Origin of the sequence: Afipia felis ATCC 53690 (assembly GCF_000314735.2) — a bacterium.
Classification (GTDB): domain Bacteria; phylum Pseudomonadota; class Alphaproteobacteria; order Rhizobiales; family Xanthobacteraceae; genus Afipia; species Afipia felis.
Genome location: NZ_KB375270.1, coordinates 3,520,243 through 3,535,000, shown reverse-complemented (window position 1 = coordinate 3,535,000; position 14,758 = coordinate 3,520,243). Strand labels below are relative to the sequence as shown.

Annotated in this window: 10 protein-coding genes, 1 rRNA gene and 1 riboswitch (1 of these 12 cut by a window edge); of the genes, 5 read left to right on the top strand and 6 right to left on the bottom strand. The window is 61.5% G+C overall.

What is annotated here, in order from left to right:
* Positions 1-1,169: ribosomal RNA gene (locus tag HMPREF9697_RS16875) — 16S ribosomal RNA — on the bottom strand (it extends 320 nt beyond the left edge of the window).
* A 531-nt stretch (positions 1,170-1,700) separates the two neighbouring features.
* Between HMPREF9697_RS16875 and HMPREF9697_RS16870 the strand changes: the two genes are divergently transcribed.
* Positions 1,701-3,959, top strand: a complete 2,259-nt coding sequence (locus tag HMPREF9697_RS16870; protein ID WP_002718456.1) for a M23 family metallopeptidase — start codon at positions 1,701-1,703, stop codon at positions 3,957-3,959.
* Between the two features lie 81 nt (positions 3,960-4,040).
* Here HMPREF9697_RS16870 and clpB read toward each other — a convergent pair whose 3' ends face one another.
* Complete coding sequence (gene clpB / locus HMPREF9697_RS16865; RefSeq protein WP_002718455.1) at positions 4,041-6,677, bottom strand: ATP-dependent chaperone ClpB; 2,637 nt, start codon at positions 6,675-6,677, stop codon at positions 4,041-4,043.
* 213 nt (positions 6,678-6,890) lie between these two features.
* Between clpB and HMPREF9697_RS16860 the strand changes: the two genes are divergently transcribed.
* Positions 6,891-7,661: an MOSC domain-containing protein gene (locus HMPREF9697_RS16860; RefSeq protein WP_002718454.1), complete on the top strand. Its 771-nt coding sequence runs from the start codon at positions 6,891-6,893 to the stop codon at positions 7,659-7,661.
* Here the strand turns inward: HMPREF9697_RS16860 and HMPREF9697_RS16855 are convergent.
* From HMPREF9697_RS16855 to metX, 3 genes are all read right to left on the bottom strand, one after another.
* Entirely contained in the window at positions 7,658-8,275 is a 618-nt protein-coding gene (locus HMPREF9697_RS16855) for a TIGR02594 family protein (RefSeq protein ID WP_002718453.1), read from the bottom strand. The genes HMPREF9697_RS16860 and HMPREF9697_RS16855 overlap by 4 nt on opposite strands.
* A gap of 191 nt (positions 8,276-8,466) precedes the next feature.
* On the bottom strand, positions 8,467-9,120 hold the full coding sequence (metW, locus tag HMPREF9697_RS16850) for a methionine biosynthesis protein MetW (protein ID WP_002718452.1): 654 nt from the start codon (positions 9,118-9,120) through the stop codon (positions 8,467-8,469).
* Position 9,121: 1 nt separating this feature from the next.
* Positions 9,122-10,330, bottom strand: a complete 1,209-nt coding sequence (gene metX / locus HMPREF9697_RS16845; RefSeq protein ID WP_002718451.1) for a homoserine O-acetyltransferase MetX — start codon at positions 10,328-10,330, stop codon at positions 9,122-9,124.
* A 58-nt stretch (positions 10,331-10,388) separates the two neighbouring features.
* Positions 10,389-10,468, bottom strand: a riboswitch (SAM riboswitch).
* A 129-nt stretch (positions 10,469-10,597) separates the two neighbouring features.
* On the opposite strand from metX, the gene HMPREF9697_RS16840 reads away from it, so the two are divergent.
* The 3 genes from HMPREF9697_RS16840 to HMPREF9697_RS16830 are packed head-to-tail and all read left to right on the top strand — an operon-like array spanning position 10,598 to position 13,517.
* Positions 10,598-11,446 carry a chorismate mutase gene (locus HMPREF9697_RS16840; RefSeq protein WP_002718450.1) on the top strand — a complete coding sequence of 283 codons (849 nt, stop codon included), beginning with the start codon at positions 10,598-10,600 and terminating at the stop codon, positions 11,444-11,446.
* Between the two features lie 17 nt (positions 11,447-11,463).
* Entirely contained in the window at positions 11,464-12,558 is a 1,095-nt protein-coding gene (gene hisC, locus HMPREF9697_RS16835) for a histidinol-phosphate transaminase (RefSeq protein ID WP_002718449.1), read from the top strand.
* A complete protein-coding gene (locus HMPREF9697_RS16830; RefSeq protein ID WP_002718448.1) occupies positions 12,555-13,517 on the top strand; it encodes a prephenate/arogenate dehydrogenase family protein in 963 nt (320 codons plus the stop codon). The genes hisC and HMPREF9697_RS16830 overlap by 4 nt, the downstream gene beginning before the upstream one ends.
* 9 nt (positions 13,518-13,526) lie before the next feature.
* On the opposite strand, the gene HMPREF9697_RS16825 is transcribed toward HMPREF9697_RS16830, so the two are convergent.
* Positions 13,527-14,744 (bottom strand): DUF2125 domain-containing protein, encoded by a 1,218-nt coding sequence (locus HMPREF9697_RS16825; RefSeq protein ID WP_002718447.1) that lies wholly within the window; start codon positions 14,742-14,744, stop codon positions 13,527-13,529.
* Positions 14,745-14,758 lie beyond the last annotated feature (14 nt).

Here is a 14,758-nt window from a genome sequence, read left to right as displayed (position 1 = left end):
GCCCAGCCCGTAAGGGCCATGAGGACTTGACGTCATCCCCACCTTCCTCGCGGCTTATCACCGGCAGTCTCCTTAGAGTGCTCAACTAAATGGTAGCAACTAAGGACGGGGGTTGCGCTCGTTGCGGGACTTAACCCAACATCTCACGACACGAGCTGACGACAGCCATGCAGCACCTGTGCTCCAGGCTCCGAAGAGAAGGTCACATCTCTGCGACCGGTCCTGGACATGTCAAGGGCTGGTAAGGTTCTGCGCGTTGCGTCGAATTAAACCACATGCTCCACCGCTTGTGCGGGCCCCCGTCAATTCCTTTGAGTTTTAATCTTGCGACCGTACTCCCCAGGCGGAATGCTTAAAGCGTTAACTGCGCCACTGAAGAGTAAACTCCCCAACGGCTGGCATTCATCGTTTACGGCGTGGACTACCAGGGTATCTAATCCTGTTTGCTCCCCACGCTTTCGTGCCTCAGCGTCAGTATCGGGCCAGTGAGCCGCCTTCGCCACTGGTGTTCTTGCGAATATCTACGAATTTCACCTCTACACTCGCAGTTCCACTCACCTCTCCCGAACTCGAGATCCTCAGTATCAAAGGCAGTTCTGGAGTTGAGCTCCAGGCTTTCACCTCTGACTTAAAGACCCGCCTACGCACCCTTTACGCCCAGTGATTCCGAGCAACGCTAGCCCCCTTCGTATTACCGCGGCTGCTGGCACGAAGTTAGCCGGGGCTTATTCTTGCGGTACCGTCATTATCTTCCCGCACAAAAGAGCTTTACAACCCTAGGGCCTTCATCACTCACGCGGCATGGCTGGATCAGGCTTGCGCCCATTGTCCAATATTCCCCACTGCTGCCTCCCGTAGGAGTTTGGGCCGTGTCTCAGTCCCAATGTGGCTGATCATCCTCTCAGACCAGCTACTGATCGTCGCCTTGGTGAGCCGTTACCTCACCAACAAGCTAATCAGACGCGGGCCAATCTTTCGGCGATAAATCTTTCCCCGTAAGGGCTTATTCGGTATTAGCACAAGTTTCCCTGTGTTGTTCCGAACCAAAAGGTATGTTCCCACGCGTTACTCACCCGTCTGCCGCTGACGTATTGCTACGCCCGCTCGACTTGCATGTGTTAAGCCTGCCGCCAGCGTTCGCTCTGAGCCAGGATCAAACTCTCAAGTTGGACTTGAACTTTGAACCGGCTGATCACAACGTTTGACGAGGTCCCACCATTGTTAGCCGAAGCCAACTTGCTGTCTGCGATTCACATCGCTGACAACGATGGTGTAACCTTTGAAACGTGTACCGCCGAAGTCTTTCGTCCGGTCCCGAACCAAAAGCCGAAGCTTTCAATTGCGAGACCCGCAAGGACTCCGCCGTCCACGTTTCTCTTTCTTCATCTTTACTTGTCAAACAGCCCGAAACCCGAGGGTTTCACTCACCCATGACTGGGTGAAAATCTCTAGTGTCTCTACTTAAAGAGACTTCGCTACCAATCCGACGCCGAATGACAACCGACAACTATCGGCTGTTTTTTCACTCACCGCGGAGAGGAGCTTGACAGGCGCGGAAGCATCTCCTGGGCTGTTTGCCCCGGCGCCGCCGCGCTCAGTGGTCGGGTTATAGGCCTGGGCATCAGAGCTTGTCAACGCCCATGTCAAAAAATCGTCGCAACGCACCAAAATTCAAGAAGTCCCTGAATTGATTGGCTTGAATGGGCCTCACGCCGCACTTGAGCCACATTCCTCCGACGTTCTGGGCAAAGAAATTTGTTGGTCCCGACCGGCATATTTCGAAGATCGGCGTTTTCGGCTATCACTTGTGTCTCCCCGCGGGGGCGGCGGATCGACCGGACGAGCTTGAGCGCGGCTCTTTCAGCCCGCTGAACAGACCAGTTGGGGACTACGGCTTGCACCAGAGGACGACAGGCGGACAATACGGACGTTCCGCGCCGATAGATCTCGGCCATGAACCGCCATTGTCGGTCGACGGCTCGGAAGCCGCCGTCATCGATCGCCGCAGCGTCTCCGTGCAATGGTTCAGCGGCACCATTCTCACAGGCCTTTGCGGCGCAGCCCTGATCGGCGGCGCCGTTTTTGCGTCCCTTGATGGCGAAACCACTTTCGCCAAGGTGCCCGAACGCATGGAAACAGCGCTGCGTGGCGCCTTCGGCGGCGCCGACAAGAACGCCGTTGCCCGCAAGAGCGATCGCCTGCCGCCGCCGAGCGAGGCCACCGCTGCCCGCCAGGTCATCAAGGTTTCGATGGTCGCGAAGGTCGGTAATCGCGAGGTCGTGCGCGTCCGTCCGTTCGTGCGAATCGCCGGTAACCTGTCGCTCTCCTCGACCGATCTCGCTTCGAAAGTGCCTCCCTTCGACGCCCAGCGCCTGCTGACTGACGTCGGCAGCCCTGCGTCCGATGGCGACGATTCGCGCAATCCGGGTGCGGCCGCCGAGCCTGATGCAGAGGTCTCGTTCGTCATGCGCGACCTCGGCAGCGTGCTGCCGCATGCAAAAATCGCGGCCACCGTGCCTGCGGAAGACGTGCTGATGCAGGTGCGCAATGCTACGAACTGGCGCGGAAATTCCGGTGTCCGCTATGCCTATAACGGCTCGTCAGGCCTGAAGATGGCCTATGCCTCGGAAGGCGGTATCGACCCCTATCGCGGTTTCGAGGCCCGCCTGATTCCCGAAAACGTCACGCTTCTCGCCAAGACCCGTCAGCAGACCACCGGCGGTTCGGATGCCGCCGAGCGCGTCCGCGTCGTCAAGAAGGGCGAGAGCGTCGAATCGATTCTGCGCGACGAAGGCGCCAGCCCCAGCGACGCCCGCGCCATCGCCTCCCAGCTCGGCCCGCGCGGGCGTGACGGCGGCCTCAAGGAAGGTCTCAAGCTGCGCATCCTGATGGCGCCGGCCGGTCCCGGTCTGCCACTGCAGCCGGTGCGAGTGATCGTCGCCAACGAAACCGCGATTGAAGCCGTCGCCGCCCTCTCCGATCTCGGCAAATACGTCGCGGTCGACGTACAGAGCTTCAACACCTCGATGGAAATGGCGTCCAATTCGAGTGACGATGACGACGAAGACGATGACGGCACCGGCATCCGCCTCTACCAGAGCATCTACGAGACGGCCATGCGCGACAAGGTCCCGCAGCAGGTCATCGGCGACATGGTCCGCATCTATTCCTATGACGTCGATTTCCAGAGGAAAGTGCAGGCCGGCGATTCGTTCGAAGTGTTCTTTGCCGGAGAAGACGAAACACCTTCCGCCAACGAAAAGCCCGAAGTCCTCTACGCCGCACTGACCACAGGCGGCGAAACCAAGAAATACTATCGCTTCCAGACCCCCGACGACGGCGTCGTCGATTACTATGACGACACTGGCAAGAGCGCGAAGAAATTCCTGGTCCGCAAGCCCGTCAACAACGCCATCATGCGCTCCGGCTTCGGCGGACGCCGCCACCCGATCCTCGGCTACACCAAGATGCATACTGGCGTGGACTGGGCCACCGCCTACGGCACGCCGATCTTCGCCTCCGGCAACGGCGTGATCGAAAAGGCGGAATGGGAAGGTGGTTACGGCAAATATATCCGCATCAAGCATCCCAACGGGTACGAGACGGCCTACGGCCACATGAGCGCCTTCGCCAAGGGTATGGAGCCAGGCAAGCGCGTGCGTCAGGGGCAGGTGATTGGCTTCGTCGGCTCGACCGGCATGTCCACCGGCGCGCACGTCCACTACGAAATTCTCGTCAACGGCCGCTTCGTCGACCCGATGCGCGTGAAGCTGCCGCGCGGGCGCTCGCTCGAAGGCGGGCTGCTCACCGCGTTCGAAAGCGAACGCGACCGGATCGATGCGATGATGGCGAGCCGCAGCGCGCCAAAGGTCGCGCAAAACCAGCCGGTCGTCACGCAAGCGCCTGCCAACCGCGTGCCGAGTCTGCCACCGATTTCTTCCTCGGCCAGCGTGCGCTGAGATCCCATTGGCCTTCGCGATACAAAAAGCCCGGCTAAAGCCGGGCTTTTCATTTCTCAGGCGCATCCAACAGACTGAAATTCAGTTCAGCACCCGCTTCGGCATCGGCGCCTCGTCGAGATCCGAGGCATCTTCGCCGACCGGCTTGCCATTGAAGGTCAGGCCGTCCTTGCCGGCCGAAATCTTCACGGTCGCGCCGTCTTGCACCTCGCCCGCGAGCACCATTTCCGCCAACGGATCCTGCACGCTGCGCTGGATCACGCGCTTGAGCGGACGCGCGCCATAGGCCGGGTCCCAGCCCTTCTCGGCAAGCCAGTCGCGCCCCTTCTTGTCGAGCACGAGGTCGATCTTGCGATCTTCCAGGAGCTTGCGCAGTCGGTTGAACTGGATTTCGACAATGCTGCCCATCTCGCTCTTCTGCAGGCGATGGAACAGGATGATCTCGTCGATGCGGTTCAGGAATTCCGGGCGGAAGTGCGTGCGCACCATGCCCATCACCTGATCGCGCACGGCGTTGGTGTCCTCGCCCTCCGGCTGGTTGACGAGGAATTCCGCGCCGATGTTCGAGGTCATGATGATCAGCGTGTTGCGGAAGTCCACGGTGCGACCCTGACCGTCGGTGAGGCGGCCGTCGTCGAGCACCTGCAGCAGAACGTTGAACACGTCCGGATGCGCCTTCTCGATCTCGTCGAACAGCACGACCTGATACGGTCTGCGCCGCACCGCTTCGGTGAGCGCGCCGCCCTCATCATAGCCGACATAGCCCGGAGGCGCGCCGATCAGCCGGGCGACCGAGTGCTTCTCCATGTATTCGGACATGTCCATGCGTACGAGCGCAGTCTCGTCGTCGAATAGATACTCCGCCAACGCTTTCGTAAGCTCGGTCTTGCCGACGCCGGTGGGCCCCAAGAACATGAACGAGCCGATTGGCCGGTTCGGATCCTGCAGGCCCGCGCGCGCGCGACGCACTGCGGTCGAAACCGCACGCACCGCCTGCGCCTGGCCGATGACACGCTTGCCGAGCATCTCTTCCATGCGCAGCAGCTTGTCCTTTTCGCCTTCCAGCATCTTGTCGACGGGCACACCGGTCCAGCGCGACACCACTTGCGCGATGCTGTCGGCGGTCACCGCCTCATCAATGGTGGAAGTACTCTCGCTGGCTTCGACCGCCGCGAGCTTCTTCTCAAGATCTGGGATACGGCCATAGGCGAGTTCGCCCGCACGCTGATACTCGCCCTTGCGCTGGGCGTTGGCGAGTTCGGTGCGCAACTGCTCAAGTTCGCTTTTCATCTTCTGGGCGTCGGAAAGCTTGCTCTTCTCCGACTGCCAGCGCGAGGTCAGATCGGCCGATTTCTTTTCGAGGTCCGCGAGATCGCCTTCCAGCGTCTGCAGCCGGCTTTTTGACCCTGCATCCGTTTCCTTCTTCAGCGCCTCCTGCTCGATCTTGAGCCGGATAATTTCGCGGTCGAGCGAATCCAGTTCTTCCGGCTTGGAATCGACCTGCATCTTCAGCCGCGCAGCCGCCTCGTCCACCAGATCGATGGCCTTGTCGGGCAGGAAGCGGTCGGTGATGTAGCGGTTCGACAGCGTGGCCGCAGCCACCAGCGCGGAATCCGCGATGCGGATGCCGTGATGCAGTTCGTATTTCTCTTTCAGGCCGCGCAAAATCGAAATCGTATCCTCGACGGTCGGCTCAGAGACGAACACCGGCTGGAAGCGCCGCGCCAGCGCCGCGTCCTTCTCGACATGCTTGCGGTACTCATCGAGCGTGGTTGCGCCGATGCAATGCAATTCGCCGCGCGCCAAAGCGGGCTTGAGCAGGTTGGAGGCGTCCATCGCACCGTCCGCCTTGCCCGCGCCGATCAGCGTGTGCATCTCGTCGATGAACAGGATGATGCCGCCTTCCGCGGAGGTCACTTCCTGCAGCACGGCCTTCAGCCGCTCCTCGAACTCGCCGCGATATTTTGCGCCGGCGACCATCGCGCCGAGATCGAGCGACAACAGCTTCTTGTCCTTGAGGCTTTCCGGCACGTCGCCATTGAGTATCCGCAGCGCGAGACCTTCGACGATGGCGGTCTTGCCAACGCCTGGCTCACCGATCAGCACCGGGTTGTTCTTGGTCCGGCGCGATAGAACCTGGATGGTGCGACGGATTTCCTCGTCGCGGCCGATCACCGGGTCGAGCTTGCCGTCCCGCGCGGCCTGAGTGAGATCGCGGGCGTATTTCTTCAACGCATCATAGGCGTTTTCCGCCGACGCACTGTCGGCTGTGCGGCCCTTGCGCAGCGCATTGATCGCGGCATTGAGATTTTGCGGCGTGACGCCGCCCTGCGCGAGCAGCTTGCCGGCCTCGCTGTCCTTGTCCAGCGTCAGCGCCAGAAGCAGGCGCTCGACGGTGACAAAACTATCGCCTGCCTTTTCCGCGGCCTGCTCGGCGGCGGTGAAAGCCCGCGCCGTCTCGGGCGCGAGATAAATCTGTCCCGCGCCGCCACCGGATACCTTCGGCAGTTTGGCGAGCGCCTGCTCGGTCGCCTGCAGGATGGCGCGCGAGTTGCCACCTGCACGGTCGATCAGACCGCCTGCAAGCCCCTCGCTGTCGTCAAGCAGAACCTTCAGGATGTGGAGCGGAGAAAATTGCTGATGCCCCTCCCGCAGGGCGAGCGACTGCGCGGACTGGATGAACCCCTTCACACGGTCGGTATATTTTTCAACGTTCATTCGATGGCCTTCCCTCAGCCTGCCCCATCGCCTCGTAAGCACGACGTAGGCATCTTCATTGGGTTACGCACGACCTGACCACAGCCAGCCGGACGCGGGCCGGGAAGCACCCGGCTTGGCCATAATGTGGGACTACGGTTTGGTTTGCGAAAGGGGCAGAGGCGGAAATTCAATCTCGTTGGCGCACAGCCCGAACCTCCGCTACAAAGCGGTATGCTTGATCTCGCTCAAGGCACGCTCGCAAGCCTTTACCGCTATCCCGTCAAGGGTCTGTCCCCCGAGCGCCTCACCCGAACCGCTCTGCAGAACGGGCAGACCCTGCCGTCAGACCGGCGCTATGCCATCGCCAATGGCCCGCTCGATTTCGACCCGGCACAGCCAAAGCATTTTCCAAAAATCCGTTTTCTGATGCTGATGCGCGACGAACGGCTGGCAGCTCTGCACAGCCATTTCGACGACCGCAGCCACACACTGAGCATTGCCTATAACAACGCGGAAGTGGCGCGTGGCGATCTCACCACCGCTGCGGGGCGAACGGCAATCGAGGATTTTTTCTCCACGAACTTCGCCACGGAATTGAGAGGACCGCCGAAGCTGCTTGAAGCACCCGGTCACAGCTTTTCAGACATCGCCGCCAAAGTCGTATCAATCGTCAATCTGGCAAGCGTGTCGGAGATTGAAGGCGCCGTCGGACAGCCAGTCAACCCGTTACGCTTTCGCGCCAATCTGTATGTCCGGGGATGGCCCGCCTGGCACGAGCTTGATTTGATGGGAAGGGAAATCCGCGCCGGTGATGTCCGGCTGCGCGTCACACGCAACATCGTGCGTTGCGCCGCGACCAATGTCGACCCCGTCACCGCGGAGAGAGACATGAACATTCCGCAGACGCTGATGGACCGTTTCGATCACACCCATTGCGGCATCTATGCGGAGGTCGTCGCCGGGGGCGATGTGGCTCCCGGCGACACGATCGATATTCTTTAGCTGGACGGCATCACATAGGCGTAGACGCGCCCGCGCGAATAGGTCGCCTCGGCAACACGGTGACCGTGGTTGCCGGAGATGATGATCGGATTGCCCTTGGCATCGATGCCGCTGACGACACCGACATGGCCGCCACCGCGACGGCTCATCACTGCGATCGCGCCGACCTGCGGACCCGAAACGCGATGACCGTAACGGGCGAACGAGCTGGCCATATCCGAGCCTGTGCCCTTATGGCCGGTCTTCTGCAAAACCATGTTCATGAAGCGAGCGCACCACAGACGAGCACGGTTGGTGGGATTGCCGCTGCCGATATAGCTGCGGGCTTCCGCCACGACGCTGGAGCCACCGAAGCCACCACCAAAACCGCCGGAGGAATCCATCGATGCGTTGGTCTCGCCGAACTGCTGCGCCTGTGCACGGAAGGCACCCCAGCGCGCGCTGTGGCGCACATGGCGATGAGCGTGATGCTTGTAGCTGTGATGGTGGCTGACGTGATGCCTGGCGTGATGACGCGGACGCGCCTCAGCCGGATTGGAGAACGCCGCAACCGCAACGGTGCACATGACGAAAGCTGCGAGACGCAACGGCGGACGAGTAGTTGGTCGTTTCATTCTTCGAAGGTTCCTTACGCATACTTGCGCGCACGCAGCGCGACATGGCGCGTAAGACCCCTTTCGATGTGGCGAGAAAACGGCACGATTCACGCGTGCATGGCAGGTATTCGCTACACGAGCATGCTGTGGTCACTTCCAGCGATCAAAATCGGAAGAATCGCGGAAATACCCTGTTTTTGCCGCGTAGATTAACTGCGCCGGGTGAGCAGAAACACACCTTGTTCGCCGAACATATTCCAGAACCACCACGGCGCATTGAGCCGCAAGGGCCTTCCGTTAAGGTCCAGTGCGACCGCACGTTCCATCCCAACATTGATCTCGTCGCAAAGCTGGACGAAATCCTTGATGGTGCAGAAATGAATGTTCGGCGTATCGTACCACGTCGCCGGCAGGTTCTCGGTACGTGGCATCTGACCCTTGATCAGCAATTGCAGCCGCATCCGCCAGTAACCGAAATTCGGAAACGAGACGATGGCGCGGCTGCCGATGCGCAGGAGATTCTCCAGCACCTTGCGCGGCTGCCGCGTCGCCTGCAGCGTCTGCGACAGGATCACATAGTCGAACGAATCGTCGGGATAATTGTCGAGGTCGGTGTCGGCGTCGCCCTGCACCACCGCAAGGCCCTTGGCTACACAACTATTCACACCCTCGCGCGACAGTTCGATGCCGCGCCCATCGATGCCGCGTGCTTCCAGCAGTTGCAGCAGGTCGCCTTCGCCACAGCCGACATCAAGCACCTTGGAGCCCGGCGGGACCATCTCGGCGACCAGCAGATGATCGCCGCGAACGCCGTCGATCTTCGGAAGTTGCGCTGTCGGGCGGAACAATTCGGGCGCGTTCATATCAACTCACCGTATTCAGGCCATGCGTACTCGCGGCCGATTCCAGGAATGCGCGCGAGATCGCGAAGAATTCTGGCTCGTCGAGCAGAAATGCATCGTGTCCCTTGTCGGTGGTGATTTCAGCGAAGGAGACGCGCGCGCTGCTCGCGTTCAGCGCATGCACCACGGCGCGCGCCTCCGAGCTTGGAAACAGCCAGTCGCTGGTGAACGAGACGACGCAGAAGCGAGTTCTGATGCCCAGAAACGCCGATGCCAGCACACCGTCATGATCCGCCGCGATATCGAAATAATCCATCGCGCGGGTCAGATAGAGATAGGAATTGGCGTCGAAGCGCTCGACGAAGGACGAGCCCTGATGACGCAGATAGCTCTCCACCTCGAAATCGGCATCGAACGAGAAGGTCGGCTCGTCGCGGTTCTGCAGGCGGCGTCCGAACTTGCGATGCAGCGCTGCATCCGACAGATAAGTGATATGCGCGGCCATGCGCGCGACGCCGAGGCCACGGCGCGGATGCGTGCCGTGCTCGAAATATCGTCCCTGTCGCCAGTCAGGATCGGCCATCACCGCCTGACGGCCGAGTTCGTGGAAGGCGATATTCTGCGCCGAGTGGCGCGCGCCGCAAGCAATCGCAAGCACCGCAAACACCCGTTCGGGATAGGCCGTTGCCCATTGCAGCGTCTGCATGCCACCCATCGAGCCGCCGACCACGGCGAACAATTTGGTGATGCCCAGATGATCGATCAGCATCGCCTGAGCGCGCACGATGTCTGGAATGGTGATGACAGGAAAATCCAGCCCCCACGGCTTGCCGGTTGCGGGATTGGTCGAGGACGGCCCGGTCGAGCCCATGCAGCCGCCGACGACATTCGAGCAGATCACGAAATAGCGGTCGGTATCGATCGGCTTGCCCGGTCCCACCATCGTCTGCCACCAGCCCGGCTTGCCGGTGACAGGATGCGTGTTGAACACGTGTTGATCGCCGGTGAGCGCGTGACAGATCAGGATCGCGTTGGAGCGGTCGCTGTTGAGAGTGCCGTAGCTTTGATAGGCGATCTGAAAAGGGGAGAGATCGACGCCGCAATCAAGATGCAGCGGCTTGTCGACGCCGAACACAACAAGCTGCGACGACGGATGGTCCGCCTCGCGCGCGCGCTCCTCGCTGAGAATGGTCTTTTTGCCGGCCGGTTGTCGGCTCGCAACATCGGACATCGTATCTCCAGACCTTCAGGCCCAAAAAAACCGGCCTGAACCAAATCGTTCGGCCGGGATCCAGATGTCCCCGGCCTGTTTAGCGAATTCTTTAACGTGGCTGCAAGCCGGCCGGCTCAAATGACCACGGAACAAGGGAAAAATAGTCCTGCACCCGAGGCCCGTCAAGACGCCAGCGGAAACCAAACTGCATTAAGCATGAAGGTTTTCTTTGCTTTCAGGCACCGTCTTTCCTAATCAGAACGCATCGTTGCGAAAGCTGTTCTCATGTCAGATACACCTTCATCCGTCTCCCTTCAGGATCTGCGCCAAGAGATCGATACGATCGACGAGCAGGTGCACACGCTCCTCATGCGGCGCGGTGACATCATCGACCGCCTGATCCGCGTGAAGCAGACTCAGGAGGTCGGCTCCGCATTTCGGCCCGCGCGCGAGGCAGACATGATGCGTCGTCTCGCAACGCGCCATCACGGCATTCTGCCGCTTGATACGGTGGAGAGCATCTGGCGCGTCATCATCTCGACCTTCACTTACGTGCAAGCGCCGTTCTCCGTTCATGCCGATCTGTCATCAGGCGATAGCGCGATGCGCGACAGCGCACGCTTCCATTTCGGATTCACCGTGCCGTTTCTCGCTCATTTCAATGCAGGCGCCGCCGTCGACGCCGTAGCGAAATCGCGCGGCGACCTCGCGCTGGTGTCGGCAACATCGAGCCAGACGCCGTGGTGGAGCGCGCTCGAACAGCCAGGCTCACCGAAAATCATTGCGCGATTGCCTTTTATTGAGCGTGCCGACCATCCGGCCGCGATGCCGGTGTTCGTGATCTCCCGCGTGGCGGACGATGCGCTCGTCACCGAAATCGAGACCTGGAGCCTGCATGTCAGCGGCTGGAGCCCGGCCGCGGCCCGCGCCCTCTCCCCGCTGTCCGACGTGCTGGCGGTTGCGGATAACCCGTCGGGCAATGCGGCCTTGCTAGTCTCAGTCGCTCACACCGACGGGGTCGAAAAGATCATATCTGCCTTGACGGATGCCGGCGCATCCGTGCGCTCTTCCACCCTCGTCGGCGGCCACGCAACGCGCTATAGGGTGCCCACGCCCGGCACCGCCGCGCCTTGAATTCTTTGGAGCCAATAATGTCCCGCCCCGTGCCGAAACCCGGCATCCTTGATATCGCGCCCTACGTCCCCGGCAAAAGCGGCGCCGGCGTACATGGGCGCGTGTTCAAGCTGTCGGCGAACGAGGCGGCGCTCGGCCCTTCACCGAAGGCGGTAGAGGCGTTCAGCCGGACTGCGGGCGGACTGGAAATCTACCCGGACGGCTCGGCGCGGCTTTTACGCGAGGCGATTGGTAGTAGCTTCAATATTGATCCTGCCAACGTCGTTTGCGGCGTCGGCTCGGGCGAACTGCTGCACACCATCGCCAACATCTATCTCGGTCCAGGCGACGAGGCGATTCACACCACCCACGGCTTCCTGCTCTATCCGATCGCGACCATGAGCAATGGCGCGACCAACGTCGTTGCGGCCGAGAAGAACCTTACCGCCGATGTCGATGCGATACTCGCGGCCGTCACGCCGCGCACGAAGATCGTCTGGCTCGCCAATCCGAACAACCCGACCGGCACCTACGTGACCGCCGCCGAGGTGAAGCGGCTGCGCGAAAAGCTGCCGCCGCAGGTGCTGCTGGTGCTGGATGCCGCCTACGCCGATTTCTGCTCGAATGCCGATTACGAAGCAGGCGTCGAACTCGTGAAGGCGACCGACAACACAGTGATGGCGCGGACCTTCTCGAAGATTCACGGCCTTGCCGCCGTGCGCCTCGGCTTCATCTTCGGGCCGTCGCACCTGATCGACGTGGTGAACCGCGTGCGCGATCCGTTCAACGCCAACGGCCCCGCGATGCAGGCGGCTATCGCCTCGCTCGCCGACACCGAACACTATCGGGCGGCGCAGGCGCATAATGAAAAATGGCGCGCCTGGCTGACCGATGAAGTCGCGCGGCTCGGCCTCACCGTGACGCCGAGCGCGGCGAATTTCATTCTGATCCACTTTCCCACCACGCCGGGCAAGACTGCGGCGGATGCCGACGCTTTCCTCACCAAGCGCGGGCTGATCCTGCGCGCGGTCACGGCTTACAAGCTGCCGCAAGCACTGCGACTGAGCGTCGGAACCGAGGAAGCCAACCACCTCGTGGTCGAGGCCCTGCGCGAATTCATGGGGTCAAATTGAGCACGATCCAGTTCAATCGCATCACCATCATCGGGCTTGGTCATATCGGCTCGTCGATCGCGCGCGCGATCAAGCAGCTGCGCCTCGCCAACGAACTGGTCGTGACGGATGCGGCCGCCGCTATCCGCACACGTGCCGCCGAGATCGGACTGGGCGACCGCGTGGCGCAGAACAATCTCGAGGCGGTGAAGGATTCCGATCTCGTCATCGTCTGCGTGCCTGTCGGAAAATGTGGTGACGTCGCCGCCGAAATCGCGCCACATCTCAAGGCAGGCGCCATCATCTCCGATGTCGGCTCCGTCAAAGGGCCGGTGTCGCGTGACATGGCGAAGCATCTGCCCAACACCGTTCACCTTGTGCCGGGGCATCCTGTCGCTGGCACCGAGGACTCCGGTCCCGACTCCGGCTTTGCCGAACTCTTCATCAATCGCTGGTGCATTCTGACGCCGCTGCCGGACGCGGACACGGCCGCGGTCGAAAAGCTCGCAACGCTCTGGCGCACCATCGGCGCCAACGTCGAGACGATGTCGCCCGATCACCACGACATGGTGCTCGCGGTAACAAGCCATTTGCCACATCTGATCGCCTACACCATCGTCGGCACCGCCGAGGACATGGAGAAGGTGACGGAGGCGGAGGTGCTGAAATTCTCTGCGGGCGGCTTCCGCGACTTTACCCGCATCGCAGCTTCCGATCCGACCATGTGGCGCGACATCTTCCTCGCCAACAAGGATGCGGTGCTGGAGATGCTTGGTACGTTCCAGGAGGATCTGTCGAAGCTCACCCGCGCGATCCGCCATGGTGACGGTGAGGCCTTGTTCGACCATTTCACCCGCACGCGGGCGATCCGCCGCGGCATCGTCAACCTTGGGCAGGATTCATCCGGCGCCAATTTCGGTCGCCCGCTGGAAAAGCTGCCGCAGGATTCCAAACCGGCCGCGCCGGCGCCGTCGAAATAATTTTGCGGCCTAGAACAGCGCCGGGGTCTGCGCCACGCGCAGCGGCCCGAGCAGAAGCGCGCCATCCATGAAGCGCAGTGTGATCGCGCGCGCTGGGCGGCCCTCGAGCGTCGTCTGCTGGCCGATCAGGTTGAGCCCTGCGATCAGTCCCGCATTGGCGTTCTTACGCGCGACCTTGCCGAGACCCGGAATGATCCGGTCGAGCGAATCGATCACCTTGTTGACCTCCTGCGTCGAGACGCCCGGCGCGACATTCGATGGCGGCGCGCCTTCGGCGAGAGCCTTCTCAAGACCGAGCGCCGGAACGATTTTCTCGAAGCCCGCAATCGTCATCTGCAACTGGCCGTCGAGATGACCGCTTGGCGTCAGGCTGAGCGTGCCCGCAGCCACTGCGACTGTATCGCCCTGCTGAATGCGCGATTCGGTAACATCGATGCCGCCGCCATTGGCCTGGATCTCACGAAACCGCTCCGGCCATGACTTCGGCGCGAAATCGTTGAGCCCCCGCAGCTTCACATGAACCGTCTCGTCGAATGGCGCCTCCAGCACGGGATGGACACCCTGCACGCTCGCACCCTCGCTGCGCAGCACGCTTTCGATCACCGGATGATCGTTGAGCTCACCCTCGACGAGCCGGACGTGCCACTCCGCGTGCTTGGCACTGAAGAACGGCGCAGTCACCCCCGACACGATCCGCTCGATGACAGGATCGTTGAACTCCATGGAAATGCGTTTGGGCAGCGTCGGCAGACCTGCGGCGCTGGCGTGACCGAGGCTCCAGTTGGCGGTTGCGAACGGCTGTTGCCCGGTTTCACTGACCGTGACCGGCCCCTTGAATTCCGCGATCACACGGGTGGGATCGTAGATCTGGGCAACGGCGAGGATTTCACTCAGTTTCGCCGTCAGCGGCGTCTTGGTGGCGAATTGCTGGGCGGTCTGCGCCGTCAGCGAGATCGTCGGATCGGCGCAGCGCACCTCGAAACGGAACGGAAAGCCGCCGACCTCGCGCCGCGAACAATCGTAGACGCGCCCTGATTTGGCCTCGCGCTCCTGCCATCCCTTAAACTGCACGTCGACCTGATTGGCGGCATAGAACCAGAACCCGCTCCAGCCGATGGCCGCAAGCAGGAGCAGCGCGGACGGAACAAAAACCGGCCACAGCCGGCGGCGGCGAGGCAAAGGTGCGCGTGGTTCGGCGTAGGTCATCATGAACAGTCCCAGAAGCATTCAAATCCGGCGGA